General features: G+C 64.0%; 17 protein-coding genes. 9 read left to right on the top strand and 8 right to left on the bottom strand.

Going from position 1 to position 14,971, the window contains the following annotated elements; all coding sequences use genetic code 11:
* The first annotated feature begins 2 nt into the window (after window positions 1-2).
* The 4 genes from BRA1253DRAFT_RS23135 (at window position 3) to BRA1253DRAFT_RS23145 (ending at window position 2,085) form a co-directional block, all read left to right on the top strand.
* Complete coding sequence (locus tag BRA1253DRAFT_RS23135; RefSeq protein WP_007598350.1) at window positions 3-467, top strand: GNAT family N-acetyltransferase; 465 nt, start codon at window positions 3-5, stop codon at window positions 465-467.
* Between the two features lie 112 nt (window positions 468-579).
* Window positions 580-1,179: a hypothetical protein gene (locus tag BRA1253DRAFT_RS23140; RefSeq protein WP_245285955.1), complete on the top strand. Its 600-nt coding sequence runs from the start codon at window positions 580-582 to the stop codon at window positions 1,177-1,179.
* Window positions 1,133-1,387, top strand: a complete 255-nt coding sequence (locus BRA1253DRAFT_RS45330) for a hypothetical protein (RefSeq protein WP_245285956.1) — start codon at window positions 1,133-1,135, stop codon at window positions 1,385-1,387. The genes BRA1253DRAFT_RS23140 and BRA1253DRAFT_RS45330 overlap by 47 nt, the downstream gene beginning before the upstream one ends.
* A gap of 101 nt (window positions 1,388-1,488) precedes the next feature.
* Window positions 1,489-2,085: a glutathione S-transferase family protein gene (locus BRA1253DRAFT_RS23145; protein WP_007598352.1), complete on the top strand. Its 597-nt coding sequence runs from the start codon at window positions 1,489-1,491 to the stop codon at window positions 2,083-2,085.
* On the opposite strand, the gene fabI is transcribed toward BRA1253DRAFT_RS23145, so the two are convergent.
* The 3 genes from fabI to fabA all read right to left on the bottom strand — a co-directional run bounded on the left by fabI (window position 2,082) and on the right by fabA (window position 4,823).
* Complete coding sequence (fabI, locus tag BRA1253DRAFT_RS23150; RefSeq protein ID WP_007598353.1) at window positions 2,082-2,882, bottom strand: enoyl-ACP reductase FabI; 801 nt, start codon at window positions 2,880-2,882, stop codon at window positions 2,082-2,084. The two genes, BRA1253DRAFT_RS23145 and fabI, sit on opposite strands and share 4 nt — an antisense overlap.
* A 156-nt stretch (window positions 2,883-3,038) precedes the next feature.
* Window positions 3,039-4,262: a beta-ketoacyl-ACP synthase I gene (gene fabB / locus BRA1253DRAFT_RS23155; protein WP_007598354.1), complete on the bottom strand. Its 1,224-nt coding sequence runs from the start codon at window positions 4,260-4,262 to the stop codon at window positions 3,039-3,041.
* A gap of 39 nt (window positions 4,263-4,301) precedes the next feature.
* Window positions 4,302-4,823 (bottom strand): bifunctional 3-hydroxydecanoyl-ACP dehydratase/trans-2-decenoyl-ACP isomerase, encoded by a 522-nt coding sequence (gene fabA, locus BRA1253DRAFT_RS23160; RefSeq protein ID WP_007598355.1) that lies wholly within the window; start codon window positions 4,821-4,823, stop codon window positions 4,302-4,304.
* A gap of 354 nt (window positions 4,824-5,177) precedes the next feature.
* On the opposite strand from fabA, the gene irrA reads away from it, so the two are divergent.
* Window positions 5,178-5,669 (top strand): iron response transcriptional regulator IrrA, encoded by a 492-nt coding sequence (irrA, locus tag BRA1253DRAFT_RS23165; RefSeq protein WP_007598357.1) that lies wholly within the window; start codon window positions 5,178-5,180, stop codon window positions 5,667-5,669.
* A gap of 152 nt (window positions 5,670-5,821) precedes the next feature.
* Here irrA and BRA1253DRAFT_RS23170 read toward each other — a convergent pair whose 3' ends face one another.
* A complete protein-coding gene (locus tag BRA1253DRAFT_RS23170) occupies window positions 5,822-6,352 on the bottom strand; it encodes an SH3 domain-containing protein (protein WP_007598358.1) in 531 nt (176 codons plus the stop codon).
* A 327-nt stretch (window positions 6,353-6,679) separates the two neighbouring features.
* Here BRA1253DRAFT_RS23170 and BRA1253DRAFT_RS23175 point away from each other — a divergent pair, with 327 nt between their 5' ends.
* Window positions 6,680-7,681 (top strand): D-glycerate dehydrogenase, encoded by a 1,002-nt coding sequence (locus BRA1253DRAFT_RS23175; protein WP_007598360.1) that lies wholly within the window; start codon window positions 6,680-6,682, stop codon window positions 7,679-7,681.
* Window positions 7,682-7,821: 140 nt separating this feature from the next.
* Here the strand turns inward: BRA1253DRAFT_RS23175 and BRA1253DRAFT_RS23180 are convergent, their stop codons facing one another.
* Window positions 7,822-8,730 carry a LysR family transcriptional regulator gene (locus tag BRA1253DRAFT_RS23180; protein ID WP_007598362.1) on the bottom strand — a complete coding sequence of 303 codons (909 nt, stop codon included), beginning with the start codon at window positions 8,728-8,730 and terminating at the stop codon, window positions 7,822-7,824.
* A 115-nt stretch (window positions 8,731-8,845) separates the two neighbouring features.
* On the opposite strand from BRA1253DRAFT_RS23180, the gene BRA1253DRAFT_RS23185 reads away from it, so the two are divergent.
* Window positions 8,846-9,853, top strand: coding sequence for an aldo/keto reductase (locus BRA1253DRAFT_RS23185; RefSeq protein WP_007598364.1), 1,008 nt, complete (start codon window positions 8,846-8,848; stop codon window positions 9,851-9,853).
* Between the two features lie 9 nt (window positions 9,854-9,862).
* Here BRA1253DRAFT_RS23185 and BRA1253DRAFT_RS23190 read toward each other — a convergent pair whose 3' ends face one another.
* Window positions 9,863-10,666, bottom strand: a complete 804-nt coding sequence (locus tag BRA1253DRAFT_RS23190) for a molybdopterin-synthase adenylyltransferase MoeB (protein WP_007598366.1) — start codon at window positions 10,664-10,666, stop codon at window positions 9,863-9,865.
* A 250-nt stretch (window positions 10,667-10,916) separates the two neighbouring features.
* Between BRA1253DRAFT_RS23190 and BRA1253DRAFT_RS23195 the strand changes: the two genes are divergently transcribed.
* Together BRA1253DRAFT_RS23195 and BRA1253DRAFT_RS23200 are read left to right on the top strand one after the other, a co-directional pair.
* Window positions 10,917-12,275 carry a serine protease gene (locus tag BRA1253DRAFT_RS23195; RefSeq protein ID WP_007598368.1) on the top strand — a complete coding sequence of 453 codons (1,359 nt, stop codon included), beginning with the start codon at window positions 10,917-10,919 and terminating at the stop codon, window positions 12,273-12,275.
* A gap of 280 nt (window positions 12,276-12,555) precedes the next feature.
* On the top strand, window positions 12,556-13,299 hold the full coding sequence (locus BRA1253DRAFT_RS23200) for a ParA family protein (RefSeq protein WP_007598370.1): 744 nt from the start codon (window positions 12,556-12,558) through the stop codon (window positions 13,297-13,299).
* 191 nt (window positions 13,300-13,490) lie between these two features.
* Here BRA1253DRAFT_RS23200 and BRA1253DRAFT_RS23205 read toward each other — a convergent pair whose 3' ends face one another.
* Window positions 13,491-14,060, bottom strand: coding sequence for a GNAT family N-acetyltransferase (locus tag BRA1253DRAFT_RS23205; RefSeq protein WP_007598372.1), 570 nt, complete (start codon window positions 14,058-14,060; stop codon window positions 13,491-13,493).
* A gap of 6 nt (window positions 14,061-14,066) precedes the next feature.
* Window positions 14,067-14,948, bottom strand: coding sequence for a bifunctional DNA-formamidopyrimidine glycosylase/DNA-(apurinic or apyrimidinic site) lyase (gene mutM / locus BRA1253DRAFT_RS23210; protein ID WP_007598373.1), 882 nt, complete (start codon window positions 14,946-14,948; stop codon window positions 14,067-14,069).
* Window positions 14,949-14,971 lie beyond the last annotated feature (23 nt).

A 14,971-nucleotide genomic window follows, 5' to 3' on the forward strand; every position in this document is an offset into this window, starting at 1 on the left:
CGATGTCGCATCCCATCATCCGCCCGGCCCGCGCGGACGAATACGACGAGATCGGCCGCGTCTGGATGGAGAGCTGGGTCTCGACCGGGCTCGGCGAGACGAGTGAATTCCTGCTCGCAAACCTGCGTGCACGCGTCCGGCGCGAGATCGAGGACGGTTGGAGCCTGTTCGTCGCCGACGACGACGGCACGATCGCCGCAATGCTGGCGCTGCATTTGCCAAAACTCTATCTCGACATGCTGTTCGTCGCGCCCGCCTATCAGGGCCAATCGCTCGGCCGCCAATTGCTCGCCTTCACGCGTACGCAAATGCCGGACGAGATGTATCTGCGCTGCGTCCGCGAGAACGAGAAAGCCTGGCGCTGGTACGAGCGCGAGGGCTTTGTGTTCGAGAAGCAAGAGATCGAGCCCTCGAACGGGTTTGTGATGAAGTATTATAGATGGAAGCGGCAGCGGCCCTCCGCATAGACAACGATCTTCTGATGCAGCTTGCGGTTGTCACGATCCCAACTTAGTGTGGCATCTCCGATGTCCTCCTGCCGCTGCTCCCCTGGAATCCATGTTTCGATCTGCTGCCTCATTGCTCGTCCTGCTGTCCTTTCTGGCTCCGGCAGTAGCGCAAACCCCTTCCGCAACCACCGCATCTCCCGCACCGGCAAAACCAGCTGCCAAGAAGGCCGCGCCGAAGGCCAAACCGGTGGCGAAGCAGCCGGTCGCGGTCGAGAGCGGCCCGTGCCGGCTTGGCGTGATCTCGGTGATCGGCGAGCGCTATTCCGTCCAGAAATTCGGGCTGACCATTTTCGAGAGCGAGGAGACCGAGATTCCCATCGACTGGGGTCTCGACGATCTCGTGTTTGCGCGGGTTAAAGCCGCAACGGGTGGCGATCCCGGTGTTCGCAGGATCGCCTACCCCAAGGGGGCCTTCGAACCCTTCTACAATCCGAAATCGCGATTCATTCCCGATCCCAACGAACGCCTGCCAGCGATCGTGCGCGGCATCACTCCGAACGGGAGCTGCGCCTCGCTATCTGGTTGCGACCACGTACAAGGGAGAACTGCCGGGCACCCGCCTGATGTTAAACGGCATCGGCACATTCAATCAGGGGCTCGGAAATCTGATCCGGCATTCGCATTTGTTCGCCAACATCTCGATCAACCTGATCGACGGCAGAAGCTATGAGGAAATCAAGCGCCCCTTTGTGAATTTCGGCGCGAACTTCGCCGCAAGTCTGCGGCTGACCGAAGACCCGCTCACCAAGCTCGACAACTCGCTGTTCCCCGAGCCGCCCGCGGCAGCTTCAGCCAACGCGACGCTGCGCGAGAGGACACGAACACTCGTCGCAGATAGGCTCGACCGCGGACTCCCCGGCTATCTCAAGGAAGATTGAGCCGGAGCATTCCATACCTGGCGTAGTGCATTGCGGATTCGCTGCGGACGCGCCATGAAATTGCGCGCTGTTCGGCTGCCACCGATGAAAGGTCCGCTTCCATGATCAAGCTCTATTGGTCGCCCCGTTCGCGCTCATTCACGACGCTCTGGCTGATGGAAGAGAGTGGCCTGCCGTATGAGCGCGTGCTGACGGACATCTCGACCGGCGCACAGAAGGCGCCGGACTACCTGAAGGTCAATCCGATGGGCAAGGTTCCGGCGCTGACCGACGGCGATGCCGCGCTCGGCGAAGCCGCCGCCATCTGCGCCTACATTGCCGATCGCTATCCCGAGACCAGGCTAGCCCCAGCCGTGACGGACCCGCGCCGTGCGCGTTACCTGCAATGGCTGTTCTTCTCGCCGGGCTGCATCGAACCCGCCATCATCCAGATCTTCACGAAGATCGAGATCCCGACATCGACCGCGGCCTGGGGCAGCGCAACGCAGGTCTTCGACGTGCTGGAAGCCGCGCTTGCCAAGGGGCCGTGGGTCCTCGGGGAGGAATTTTCCGCCGCCGACATCACGATCGGCTCGGGCCTGAACTTCGCGGTGCGCCTGTTCAAGATGGTGCCGTCGCGCCCGGCCTTCGAGGCCTATCTCACCCGCTGCATGGCACGGCCGGCGTTCCAGCGCGCGGAGCAGATCGCGGCGGGTTAGTCCTGCGTCTTCATATCATCCGGCCTCGGCATCAGGACGATGTTGTAGCCGCTATCGACATAGTGGATCTCGCCGGTCACGCCGCCGGAGAGATCCGACAACAGATACAGCGCCGAGCCGCCGAGCTCGTCGAGCGTGACGCCGCGGCGGAGCGGGGAATGCTTTTGCATGAAGGCGAACATCGCGCGCGCCTCGCCGATGCCGGAGCCGGCGAGCGTGCGGATCGGGCCGGCGGAGATCGCGTTGACGCGGATGCCGCGCGGTCCGAAGTCGGAGGCGAGATAGCGCACCGAGGCTTCCAGCGCCGCCTTGGCCACGCCCATCACGTTGTAGTTCGGCATCGCGCGTTCCGAAGCGCCGAAGGTCAGCGTGATCATGCTGCCGCCCTCCGTCATCAGCTCGGCGGCGCGTTTTGCCACTTCCGTGAAGGAGAAGCAGGAGATCACCATGGTGCGCGAAAAATTCTCGCGGCTGGTGTCGGCGTAGCGGCCCTTGAGCTCGTTCTTGTCGGCGAAGCCGATCGCGTGGATGACGAAGTCGAGCTTGCCCCATTTTTCGCGGAGCACATCGAAGGTGGCATCGACGCTGGCGATGTCCTCGACGTCGCAGGGCAGCACCATGTCGACGCCAAGCTGCTCCGCCAACGGCTTGACGCGCTTGCCCAAGGCCTCGCCCTGGAAGGTGAAGGCAAGCTCGGCGCCATGGGCATGCAGCGTCTTCGCCATGCCCCAGGCGATCGAATGATCATTGGCGATGCCCATGATCAGACCGCGCTTGCCTTTCATCAAACCTTCCATTTCACGGTCACCTTTCACTTTCCGCTTTCGTCATGCCCGGGCTTGTCCCGGGCATCCACGCCCTTCGAAGCCGGAGGCCAAGACGTGAGCAAAGACGTGGATGGCCGGGACAAGCCCGGCCATGACGAGAAAATTACCAGCGCGTCCGCAAGGACCTCACGCATCAAGCCGGCTGAACACCAGCGTGGCGTTGGTGCCGCCGAAGCCGAAGGAGTTCGACAGCACGGTGCCGATCTTGACGTTGTCGATGCGCTTGCGCACGATCGGCATGTCGGCGAACACGGGGTCGAGCTCCTGGATGTGGGCGCTCTCGCAGATGAAACCATTGTTCATCATCAGCAGCGAATAGATCGCTTCCTGCACGCCGGTTGCGCCCAGGGAGTGGCCCGTCAGCGCCTTGGTCGCCGAGATCGGCGGGCACTTCTCGCCGCTTCCGAACACCCTGCGGAGCGCGTCGATCTCCGGCGGATCGCCGGCCGGCGTCGATGTCGCGTGCGGATTGATGTAGTCGACCTTGGTCTTCACGGTCGACATCGCCATGCGCATGCAGCGCTCGGCACCCTCGCCTGATGGTGCGACCATGTCGTAGCCGTCGGACGTCGCGCCGTAGCCGACGATCTCGCCGTAAATGCGCGCGCCGCGCGCCTTGGCATGCTCGAGCTCTTCCAGCACCAGCACGCCGGCGCCGCCAGCAATCACGAAGCCGTCGCGGTTGACGTCGTAGGGACGCGAGGCCGTGGAGGGCGTGTCGTTGTACTTCGAGGACATCGCGCCCATGGCGTCGAACAGCACCGACAGCGACCAGTCCAGCTCCTCGCAGCCGCCAGCGAAGATGACGTCCTGCTTGCCGATCTGGATCGTCTCATAGGCGTTGCCGACGCAATGGTTCGACGTCGCGCAGGCCGACGAAATCGAATAGTTCACGCCCTTGATCTTGAACCAGGTTGCAAGCGTCGCGGAGGCCGTGGAGGACATCGCCTTCGGCACTGCAAACGGCCCGACGCGCTTCGGTCCCTTGGTGCGGGTGATGTCGGCGGCCTCGACGATGGTGCGCGCGGACGGACCGCCGGATCCCATGATGATGCCGGTGCGAATATTGGAAATTTCGTCAGGCGAAAGACCGGAATCCTGGATCGCCTGTTCCATCGCGACGTGATTCCACGCCGCGCCCTGACCGAGGAAACGCATGGCGCGGCGGTCGACCACCGTCGAGGGATCGAGCGTCGGCGCACCCTGCACCTGCGAACGGAAGCCGAGCTCGGCATATTTCTCAGCCCGCGAAATGCCCGACTTCGCCTCGTGAAGGCTCGCAAGCACTTCCTGGGTGTTGTTTCCGATGGAAGAGACAATGCCCATCCCGGTGACCACAACCCGCCTCATGACAGCCTCGCCTCAATCGTTATCTTCGTGGTGATGCGCTCAGCCCAGGCTCGTGCCCTGCTTGAACAGGCCGACCTTCAAATCCTTCGCGCGATAGATAATCTGGTCATCGACCGAAAGCCATCCGTCGGCGATACCGAGCACCAGCTTTGAACGCATCACGCGCTTGATATCGATGTTGTACACAACCTTGCGGGCCTCCGGCAGCACCTGGCCGCTGAACTTCAGCTCGTTCAGGCCAAGCGCGCGACCGCGACCTTCACCGCCGCTCCAGCCCAGATAAAAGCCGACCATTTGCCACAGCGCATCGAGGCCGAGGCAGCCGGGCATCACCGGATCGTTCTTGAAGTGGCAGCCGAAGAACCAGAGGTCGGGCTTCACGTCGAGTTCGGCACGCACTACCCCCTTGCCGAATTCGCCGCCGGTCTCGCTGATGTCCGAAATGCGGTCGAACATGAGCATCGGCGGCAGCGGCAATTGCGCATTGCCAGGGCCGAACATCTCGCCGCGGGCACATGCCAGCAGATCTTCATATTCGTAACCGTTGCGCCTGTTCAGCATGCGGAAGCCTTTGTGTTCTAACCCCGACTGAGCGGCGTTTCCGGCGAAAATGGGCCCCATCCTGTTCGAAAAGCAACATCTGTTGCCATTCTCAGACGAGAATAACGAAGGACCCCGGATAGATAGCGAACGGCCTTCAATGCCGGGTCGCGCCAAAATCGGTTAAGCGGAACCGCGGGCTCTCTAACACAGGCCATTTCGGGTAGCAAAGCGCTCTCATGAAGGTAAAATGACGGGCCGCCGGCCCGGTTCCCCTGCTAATTAGAACCACTCTAGTTGCGAGAAACTTGCATCTGCATCTATCTCTCCATATATGTTGGAGACCACAGTGTTCACGCGTGCCCGAAGCTGGAAATGAACGAAAATAACGCGCCCCATCGCGACGACGAGGCTCATGCGGCGGCTCTTATGTCGGGCCGCCAGCCGGCTTTGACCGGTTGCCCGTGGCACGACGTCAACGAAATGCTCCAATCCGCCGGGCTTCGCCCGACGCGCCAGCGTATGGCGCTCGGCTGGCTCCTGTTCGGCAAGGGTGCGCGACACCTCACGGCTGAAATGCTTTACGAGGAAGCGACGCTGGCCAAGGTGCCGGTCTCACTTGCCACCGTCTACAACACGCTGAACCAGCTCACCGACGCCGGTCTGCTGCGTCAGGTCAGCGTTGACGGCACCAAGACCTATTTTGATACCAACGTCACGACCCACCATCACTATTATCTCGAGAACAGCCACGAGCTGGTCGACATCGAGGATCCGCATCTGGCGCTGTCCAAGATGCCGGAGGTGCCCGCGGGTTACGAGATCGCCCGCATCGACATGGTCGTACGGCTGCGCAAGAAGCGCTGAGATCGTCTTACATCACTGATTTGATTTTCATGGCCGGGATTTCCCGGCCATATTGTTTTACGCCGTCATTCCGGGGCGGTACGCAGCACCGAGCCCGGAATCTCGAGATCCCGGGTTCGATGCTGTGCATCGCCCCGGGATGACCCGTTGGGTCAGTTCACCTGCTCGTCCGAGTAGACGCCCCAGAGGCGCTCCTGCTGAATCCAGCCGTCAAAGCCGTTGCCGGTGACGTGGCACCAGTTTGTGGTGCACTTTTTCACCTGCGTGACGACGCCGGCCTGGAGCTTTGCGGCCACCGCGCTGTCGGGATCGGCGCGGTCATAGATCGGCGCAAGCTCGTCCTTGTGCTTCATCGTGACGACGGCGGTACGGCGGCCCGACAGCAGCGAGTGATAGACCCAGCCCTCGGCGCCCTCGGAATCGCGGACCCGGCGCCAGTTCTCGAACTCGGCGGTGATTTCGACCGGCAGGCCGGAGCGGGTGTAGACCCAGGCGACGTCATTGTCCTTGGTCGGGCCGGCGCGGACGTTGACGTGATCCGATTTCAGGCTGACGTAGCGCGGCACCGGGAGGCCCGAGGCAGTCTGGGGTGTGCTGTCCTTTGCCGAATGCCCCGGGCTGACCGAAGCGCTCAACCAGGTGCAAACGAGCGCCATCACCGAACAAAAACGCCCCAACGCCATCAACCCGTCTCCTGTCGAAGGTCCGGCCGAGCCGGGCCCTCGCCCCAAAATTCCAAAACCAGGCCGCTGCCGCCCCTGTGACCCGCCTATGCGGGTGTTCCCGAGCCCTTTACCCGTGGTTCTTGTCTTGGCCCGGCCTTCTGCTAGAGAGGACGGGCATCTGAACAACCGGTTTGTCCCGATTTTCCGGCCGGAAATGTCGGGAGAGCTTGAAGGAAACGCCGGGGACGACACGGCAGTTGCAGTGTCGAACAACCGGGTTAATGAGGCCTCAACGGCCGGCCTTTGGCGACAGAGGCGGCTCGCAACGCCTCATGAGGGCAGGACATGTCGGTGAAGAAAAAGCCCCTCGTCGTGGTGACGCGCAAGCTTCCGGACTCGATCGAGACCCGGATGCGCGAGCTATTCGACGCGCGGATCAATCTCGACGACGCGCCGATGTCGCCCGAGCAGATCGCGGAAGCCGCCCGCACGGCCGATGTGCTGGTCCCAACCGTGACCGATCACATCTCCGCCGACATCGTCAACCAGCCCGACTGCAGGCTGAAACTGATCGCGAATTTCGGCAACGGCGTCGACAACATCGATGTCGAGGCCGCGCATGCCCGCGGCATCACCGTCACCAACACACCGAAGGTTCTGACCGAAGACACCGCCGACATGACCATGGCACTGATCCTCGCCGTGCCCAGGCGGATGATCGAAGGCGCCTCGATCCTGACGGAAGGAAAACCCTGGCCGGGCTGGTCGCCGACCTGGATGCTCGGCCATCGCATCGGCGGAAAGCGCCTCGGCATCATCGGCATGGGCCGCATCGGCCAGGCGGTCGCACGCCGCGCCCGCGCCTTCGGCTTGCAGATCCACTATCACAACCGCCGGCCGGTGGCGCCGAAGATCGCCGAAGAGCTGGGCGCGACCTATTGGGAAAGCCTCGACCAGATGCTGGCTCGAATGGACATCATCTCGGTGAACTGTCCGCACACGCCGGCGACCTACCATCTGCTGTCGGCGCGCCGGCTGAAGCTGATCCGCAAGGACGCCTACATCGTCAACACCGCGCGCGGCGGGGTCACTGACGAGGACACGCTGATCAAGCTGATCGAAGGCGGCGAGATCGGCGGCGCCGGCCTCGACGTCTACGAGCACGAGCCCGCGGTGAACCCGAAGCTGGTGCGGCTCGCCAAGGCCGGCAAGGTGACGCTGCTGCCGCATATGGGCTCGGCCACGATCGAGGGCCGCGTCGAGATGGGCGAGAAGGTGATCATCAACATCCGCACCTTCCTCGACGCGCACAAGCCGCCGGATCGCGTGCTGCCGAGCATGCTCTGAGTTCAACTTTCTGCGCGATAAGCTCTCCTGCCTCATCCTGAGGAGACCGCGTAGCGGTCGTCTCGAAGGATTGCCGCAGGCGAGATCCGGGCCTTCATGGTTCGAGACGCGCGTTCCGCGCTCCTCACCATGAGGGTCTGCTATCCTCGGGCGTTTCGCTTGCGCCAGTCGGCGACGAAATCGATGAAGGCCCGCAGCGCCGGCGGCGTCTGGCGCCGGCTTGGATAGTACAGGAACGGTCCGGAAAACGGCTCGCACCAGTCTTCAAGCAGCCTGACCAGCGCGCCCGACTTCAGGGCTTCGCCGACGTAACCATCAAGCGTCGCCCAGATGCCGGCTCCGTCGAGCGCCGCGCGCATGGAGAGGCCCATGTTGGTCGAGATCAGCTTTGCCGGCGGGTCGACTTTCACCAGCTGACCGGCCTTCTCGAACTCCAGATCATGCATGACACCGCTGGAGTAGCGGGCGCGGATGCAATCGTGGTCGAGTAGATCCTTCGGATGCTCAGGCTTGCCGCGGCGTGCGAGGTAATCGGGCGAAGCGACCACGACATAGCTCTGCGGGCCGCTCAGCGGGATCGCCACCATGTCCTGCGCGAGATGCTCGCCATAACGCACGCCGGCATCGAAGCCCGCGCTGACGATATCGACGAACCCGCTCTCGGAGACGATGTCGAGGTCGACCTGCGGATAGGCCTTGAGGAACGGCCCGACCATCGGCGCCAGCACGAGATCGACCGCAGGCGGCGGCGCGTTGATGCGCAGCCGGCCCGAGGCCACCTCGCGCAGGCCCCGGACCTGATCCAGGGCGTCGCCGACATCGCGCAGCGCCGGCGCCACGCGCGACAGCAGCAACTCACCCGCCTCGGTCAGGGCGACGCTACGGGTCGTGCGGTTCATCAGGCGGACGCCGAGGCGCTCCTCCAGGTCCCGCAATCGCTGGCTAAGGCTCGACACCGACACGCGAATATCGATCGCCGCACGCCGGAAATTGCGGGTGCGGGCGACCGCCACGAAGACGTCGAGATCACGCAGGTCGGGCTCGGGCATTGTTCGCCAATGTGAACAAGCCATTCTCGATTGTCCAGCTTATCGGCGTAATCGATCAGGCGCATATCTGGCCTCGTCACGCGGCGCAGTCACCGCCTTTTCGAGGAGAGCCATCATGGAACAGCGCAAACTCGGTTCAACCGGCCCCACCGTCTCAAGCCTCGGCCTCGGCTGCATGGGCATGTCCGAGGTCTACGGCCCCGCCGATCGCGGCGAGAGCATCGCCACGATCCACGCGGCGCTGGATGCCGGCATCACCCTGGTCGACACCGGCGATTTCTACGCCATGGGCCACAATGAAATGCTGGTGCGCGAAGCGCTCAAGGACGTGCCGCGCGACAGGGTGCAGATCAGCGTCAAGTTCGGTGCGCTGCGCGGTCCTGCCGGCGAATTCACCGGCATGGACACGAGGCCGGCCGCAACGAGGAACTTCCTGGCCTATTCACTGCAGCGGCTCGGCACCGACTACATCGACATCTACCGTCCGGCGCGGCTCGATCCCAACATTCCGATCGAGGAAACCATCGGCGGCATCGCCGATCTCGTGAAGGCCGGCTACATCAAACATATCGGCCTGTCCGAGGTCGGCTCCGACACCATCCGCCGCGCGCATGCCGTGCACCCGATCGCCGATCTCCAGATCGAATATTCGCTGATCGAGCGTGGCATCGAACGCGACATCCTGACGACCTGCCGCGAGCTCGGCATCGGCATCACGGCTTACGGCGTGCTGGCGCGCGGCCTCATCAGCGGTCATTGGTCGAAGGACTCCGGCAAGGCAGGCAAGGATTACCGGCTGATGACGCCGCGCTTCCAGGGATCGAATCTCGAGGTCAATCTGGCTCTGGTGGAGCAGCTGCGCACCATCGCCGCCGAGATTGGCGCGACGCCGGCACAGGTCGCGATCGCCTGGGTGGCGGCGCAAGGGAAGGAGATCGTGCCGCTGGTCGGCGCCCGCACCCGTAACCGCCTCAGCGAGGCACTTGGTGCGGCCGAGGTCACGCTGACGCCGGCTCATCTCGCGGTGCTGGCAAAGGCCTTCCCGCCCGATGTCGCCGCCGGTACGCGTTACGCGGCCGAGCAGATGGCGCATCTCGACAGCGAGAAGCCGGCCACGGCGTAGCGGCTGCGATCAGGTGCGATGGGCGCTGAGATCGGTGATCACAGGCCCATCGCCATTGAGCGGATTGGCCGGATCGCGCGCGTAACGCAGCGTCTCGAAGCGCATCGCGCGCGCATCGATCATGAGGAGACGGCCAACCAGGCCGTCGCCAAAGCCGACGATCTCGCGGATCGCCTCCAGCGCCATCATCGAGCCCATCACGCCCGCGAGCGCGCCCATGACGCCGGCTTCGGCGCAGGCCGGCACGGTCCCGGGCGGCGGCGCCTCCGGGAACAGGCAGCGATAGGTCGGATTGAATTCGCCCTGCTCGTTCTTCTCATGCGCACGGATGGTGGTCAGCGAGCCATCGAAGGTGCCGAGCGCCGCCGTGATCAGCGGCCTCTTGGCGAAGAAGCAGGCGTCCGAGGCCAGATAGCGGGTCGAGAAATTGTCGGAGCCGTCAAGCACGAGGTCATAGTCGCCGATCAGCGCCAGCGCATTGTCGGCATTGAGCCAGGTGGCGTGGCCGACGAAGCGGACATGCGGATTGAGCGCCGTGATCCGTTCGGCCGCGCTCTCGACCTTGTGCCGGCCGATATCGGGCGTGGTGTGAATGACCTGGCGCTGGAGGTTCGACAGCGACACCACATCGTCATCGACCACGCCGAGCGTACCGATGCCGGCGGCCGCCAGATACATCAACGCGGGCGCACCGAGCCCGCCGGCGCCGATCACCAGCACGGAGGCCCGCTTCAGCGCAGCCTGGCCGGGACCACCGACATCGCGCAGCACGATATGGCGGGCATAGCGTTCGAGTTCGTCCGGGCTCAGCATCGTCCTACGCCTCTCCTACTACGCTCTCGCTGTCGATCCTCATGGTGAGGAGCGCGGAACGCGCGTCTCGAACCATGCAGGCCCTGCTATCGCCGCGGGCGATCCTTCGAGACGCGGCCTTGAGGCCGCTCCTCAGGATGAGGGCCTGAGTCCACGGCTTCTATCGCCGGCCTGAACCACCGCAACATTGTTCGCGACCAACGAGATGTGCTTCAATGGCATTGCGTTCAATGGGCTGGCTGGATTTGTCATGAGATCGATGCTTGCGGCAACACTGATGTTTGCGGCTGCGACAGGCGCGAACGCCCAGATGACGACACCGCAGATGCCCGGCACCAAGCCGAAGCCGGTCCAGACCGTTCCGATCCGGCCTCCTGCATTGCAGACGCCGGCTGCGACGGCCGATGCCATGGCGCAGGCGGAGCGGCTGTCGCTGCAGTCCGACCTCGCCTGGGTCGGCCAGTACAACGGCGCCATCACCGGTGACGTCAGCGCGCGCCTGGTCGAGGCGATCAAAGAGTATCAGAAGGCCAAGGGCGGCAAGCCGACCGGCGTACTCAATCCGCAGGAACGCGCCGCGCTCGCCGAGACGGCGCGGCGGAAGCAGGACAGCGTCGGCTGGAAGATCGTGACGGAAATGACCAGCGGCGCGCGGCTTGGCATTCCCTCAAAGCTGGTGCCGCAGCAGGCGACCGACGCCAACGGCTCGAAATGGACCTCGCCCAATGGCACGGTGCAGGTGCTGCTCAGCCGCCGCAAGGAGGCGAGCCCGACCACAGCCAAGCTTGCCGAAGCGGAGAAGAAGGAGCCGGGTCGCAAGGTCGAGTACACCGTGGTCAAGCCCGACTTCTTCGTGCTGTCGGGTCTGCAGGGCCTGAAGAAATTTTACATGCGCGGCACTTCTCGGGGTGATGAAGTCCGCATCATGACGATCCTCTACGATCAGGCGACCGAGAACACGGTCGAGCCGGTCGTGATCGCGATGTCGAGCGCGTTCAACGCGTTTCCGTCAGGGCCGCAAGCCGGGCCGCCGCCGCGCAAGACCGTCGAGTATGGCACCGGTCTCGTCGTCAGCGACGATGGCGCGATCGTCACCGACCGCCTCGTCACCGATTCCTGTCTCGCGATCACGATCGCCGGCTATGGCAGCGCCGACCGGCTCGCCGAGGACCGGGAACACGACCTCGCGCTGCTGCATATCTACGGTGCCCGCGGCCTGAAGCCCTTCAGCCTCGCCGCCGGCGCGGCAAAGACGAGTATCGATGTCATCGGTATCGCTGATCCGCAGAGCCAGGGCGGAGCCGCCGGTGTGTCAAGCCTCAAGGCCGCGCTGGCATCTGTCGGTGGCGGCGATTCCCCGCTCTCACCGCCGCCGGCCGTCGGCTTCTCCGGCAGCCCCGCCATCGACACCGACGGCAAGTTCGCAGGGATCGCACTGTTGAAGCCGGCGATGGTCGCAGGACCCGCGACAGCGGTGCCGGCATCGCAGGCGGTGATGGTCTCCGCGGAGACGGTGCGTGATTTCCTGAAAGCGAATGGTGTCGCGGCGAACGGCACTTCCACAGATGCGACAGCCGCCGTTGTGCGCGTGATCTGCGTGCGCAAGTAACTCTCGTGTCACGGGCGCGGTGCGGCATGAGATGCCGCTGCGCTGTGTCCGGGGCACGCGATCAACTCGTCAGCGCACACAGCACACGTACGAGTACGGGTCCAGTAATGGTACGGATTCGCTGGCTTTTCCGATTCCGCCATCATCGTGACTGCTGATTCGGACCTCCGCGATCCCCTTTGGATCGGGCCGGCACGTCCTGAGCGAGAAGAGCTCAGCATCGAGATCGATGCACGTTCGCGTGGCGTTTCCCTGACCCGAGCACTCCAAAGGACCTTCAATGCACACGATCGTACTGGCCACCCAAAAGGGCGGCAGCGGCAAGAGCACGCTCGCCATCGGCCTCGCGCTGGCAGCCAAGCAGGCCGGCTTCACCGTTCGCCTCATCGAAACCGACCCGCAGGGCACACTGTCCAACTGGCAGCGCCGCCGCACCACCGACGATCTCGTCGTCGAGCCGATCTATCACGCCGCCGACATCGAGCCGCGCCTGAAGATGCTGGCCGACAGCGGCCTCCAGCTCGCGATCGTCGATACCGCCGCCGGCCTCAGCGCCGCGACCACCGCCGCGATCCGCCATTCTGATCTCTGCCTGATCCCGGCCCGCCCGAGCGTCGCCGACATCGAGGCGACCGTTTCGACGCTGAGCGTCGCGCGTGCCTGGAAGCGGCCTTACAGCTTCGTCCTGAACCAGACTCCGATCCGCGGTCAGCGCATCGACAATGCCGCCAACACCCTCGCCGAGGAAGCAGCGCTCGATCTCGCCGAGGTGCTCGCGCGCCCGCTGATCGGGATGCGCAACGACCACCAGGACTCGCTCGCGAGCGGCCTTGCGGTGAGCGAATTCGCGCCGAACGGCAAGTCGACCGAGGAGATCCGCGGCCTCTGGCATTGGATCGAGACCCGGCTCGAGCTCGCCGCCACCACCAATGTCCTGATCGACCAGGTCATCGCGGCCGCGGACGGAATGTTGCACGTGGCCGCCGAGCTAGCGGCCGACGAGACCACGACACTGGCGTCCTGAGCGGGGCAATCGCTCAGACGCCAGCCGGCCCTTCACCATCCGGAAGGGCCCCAGCGACGGAGCAATCCGGCCACCAGCCCGGCCGGATTGCTTCGCTTCGCGTTTTTGAGAGGACTCCATCCATCGGCATTGCGAGCACGACGAATTCGCTTTCGTAGCCTGGATGGATCGCACCATCGCGCCCCTCTGGCTCAATCCAACCGCACATTGCCCTTATCGCGCAGCCAGGCTTCACGCCGCACGATCCATTTCTCTGCTTTCGACCGTCCGCCGTGATGCGCGAGCTCGACGAAGCCGACGAACTCTGCACCGGTCTTCTGCTTGACCCGGCGTGAGGCCTCGTTGGTGGCCGCGTTGCAGACGTAGAAATGATCGAGGCCCAGTGTAACGAAGGCGAAGTCGTTCACCGCGGCGACCGCTTCCGTCATCAACCCGCGGCGCCAGTAAGGCTCGGCCAGCCAAAAGCCGCGATGGCCTTTCAGGCCTTCGGCACGGGGCCGGAAATGAATGTTTCCAATCGCCTCATCATCGCCGCCCTTCAGCACCAGCACCCAGAGATAAATCTCCTCTCCGGCTGAGACCTTGTCGAACTGCAGCTGGACGAAAGCTTCTGCGCCATCGGCTGGATACGGCCAGGGTACGACGGTGGAGAGATGCCGAATGATATTCCAGTTGTCGAAATGGCGCTGGATCGCCGGCGCGTCGGATAGCGCGAGCGGACGCAGGATCAGCCGTTCGGTTTCAAGTTGCGGCGTCTGCATGAGCAGCTATTTTTGACATTTCGGACACCAGAAGGTCGACCGGCCGTTCTGCGTGAAACGCTTGACGATGCCGCCGCATCGCGGCGTGGTGCATTTCTCGCCCTCGCGGTCATAGACCTTGAACGAGTGCTGGAAATAGCCGAGCTCGCCCGAGGTCTGGCGGTGGTCGCGCAATGACGATCCGCCGGCTTTGATCGCATCGTTCAGCACGGTGTGGATCGCGCCGACCAATCGCTTTGCGTGGTCCGTCGTCTCGCCCTTCTTGGTCGAGAGTGTCGCCGCGATCCGGCGCGGCGACAGATGCGAGCGATGCAGGGCTTCGCAGACATAGATATTACCGAGCCCGGCGACCACGCGCTGATCGAGCAACGCGGCTTTCAGGCTCGTGGTCTTGCCTGCGCAGGATCGCGCCAGCATCGCAGCGTCGAATTCGTTGCCGAGCGGCTCGGGGCCGAGCCCGCGCAGCAGTGGCTCGTCGTCGAGCGCACTGCGCGCGATCACTTTCATGTAACCGAAGCGGCGCGGATCGTTGAAGATGATGTCGGCGCCGGAGGACATCCGAAACAGCACGTGATCGTGCGTGGAGTCCTTGGCTCGCGGATAGTGAAACTCGCCGGGCGCTACCTCGTTGTCCGGCTTGATGACGCGAAACGAGCCCGACATGCCCAGATGCATCAACAGCACGTCGCCGGAGGCGAGATCGGCCATGAGATATTTTGCACGGCGGCCGAGCCCCGTGACGACCTGCCCCTTCAGTCGGGCCACGAAATCCGGCTGGAAGGGAAAGCGCAAATCGGGCCTGCGGGCCTCCGCGACCAGGATTTTTGCGCCCTCCATGACAGGCTGAAGGCCGCGGCGGACGGTCTCGACTTCGGGCAATTCGGGCATGGTCAGGCATTCACCTTATGAGG

The sequence above is a fragment of the Bradyrhizobium sp. WSM1253 genome, from assembly GCF_000244935.1.
Taxonomy (GTDB): Bacteria; Pseudomonadota; Alphaproteobacteria; order Rhizobiales; family Xanthobacteraceae; genus Bradyrhizobium; species Bradyrhizobium canariense.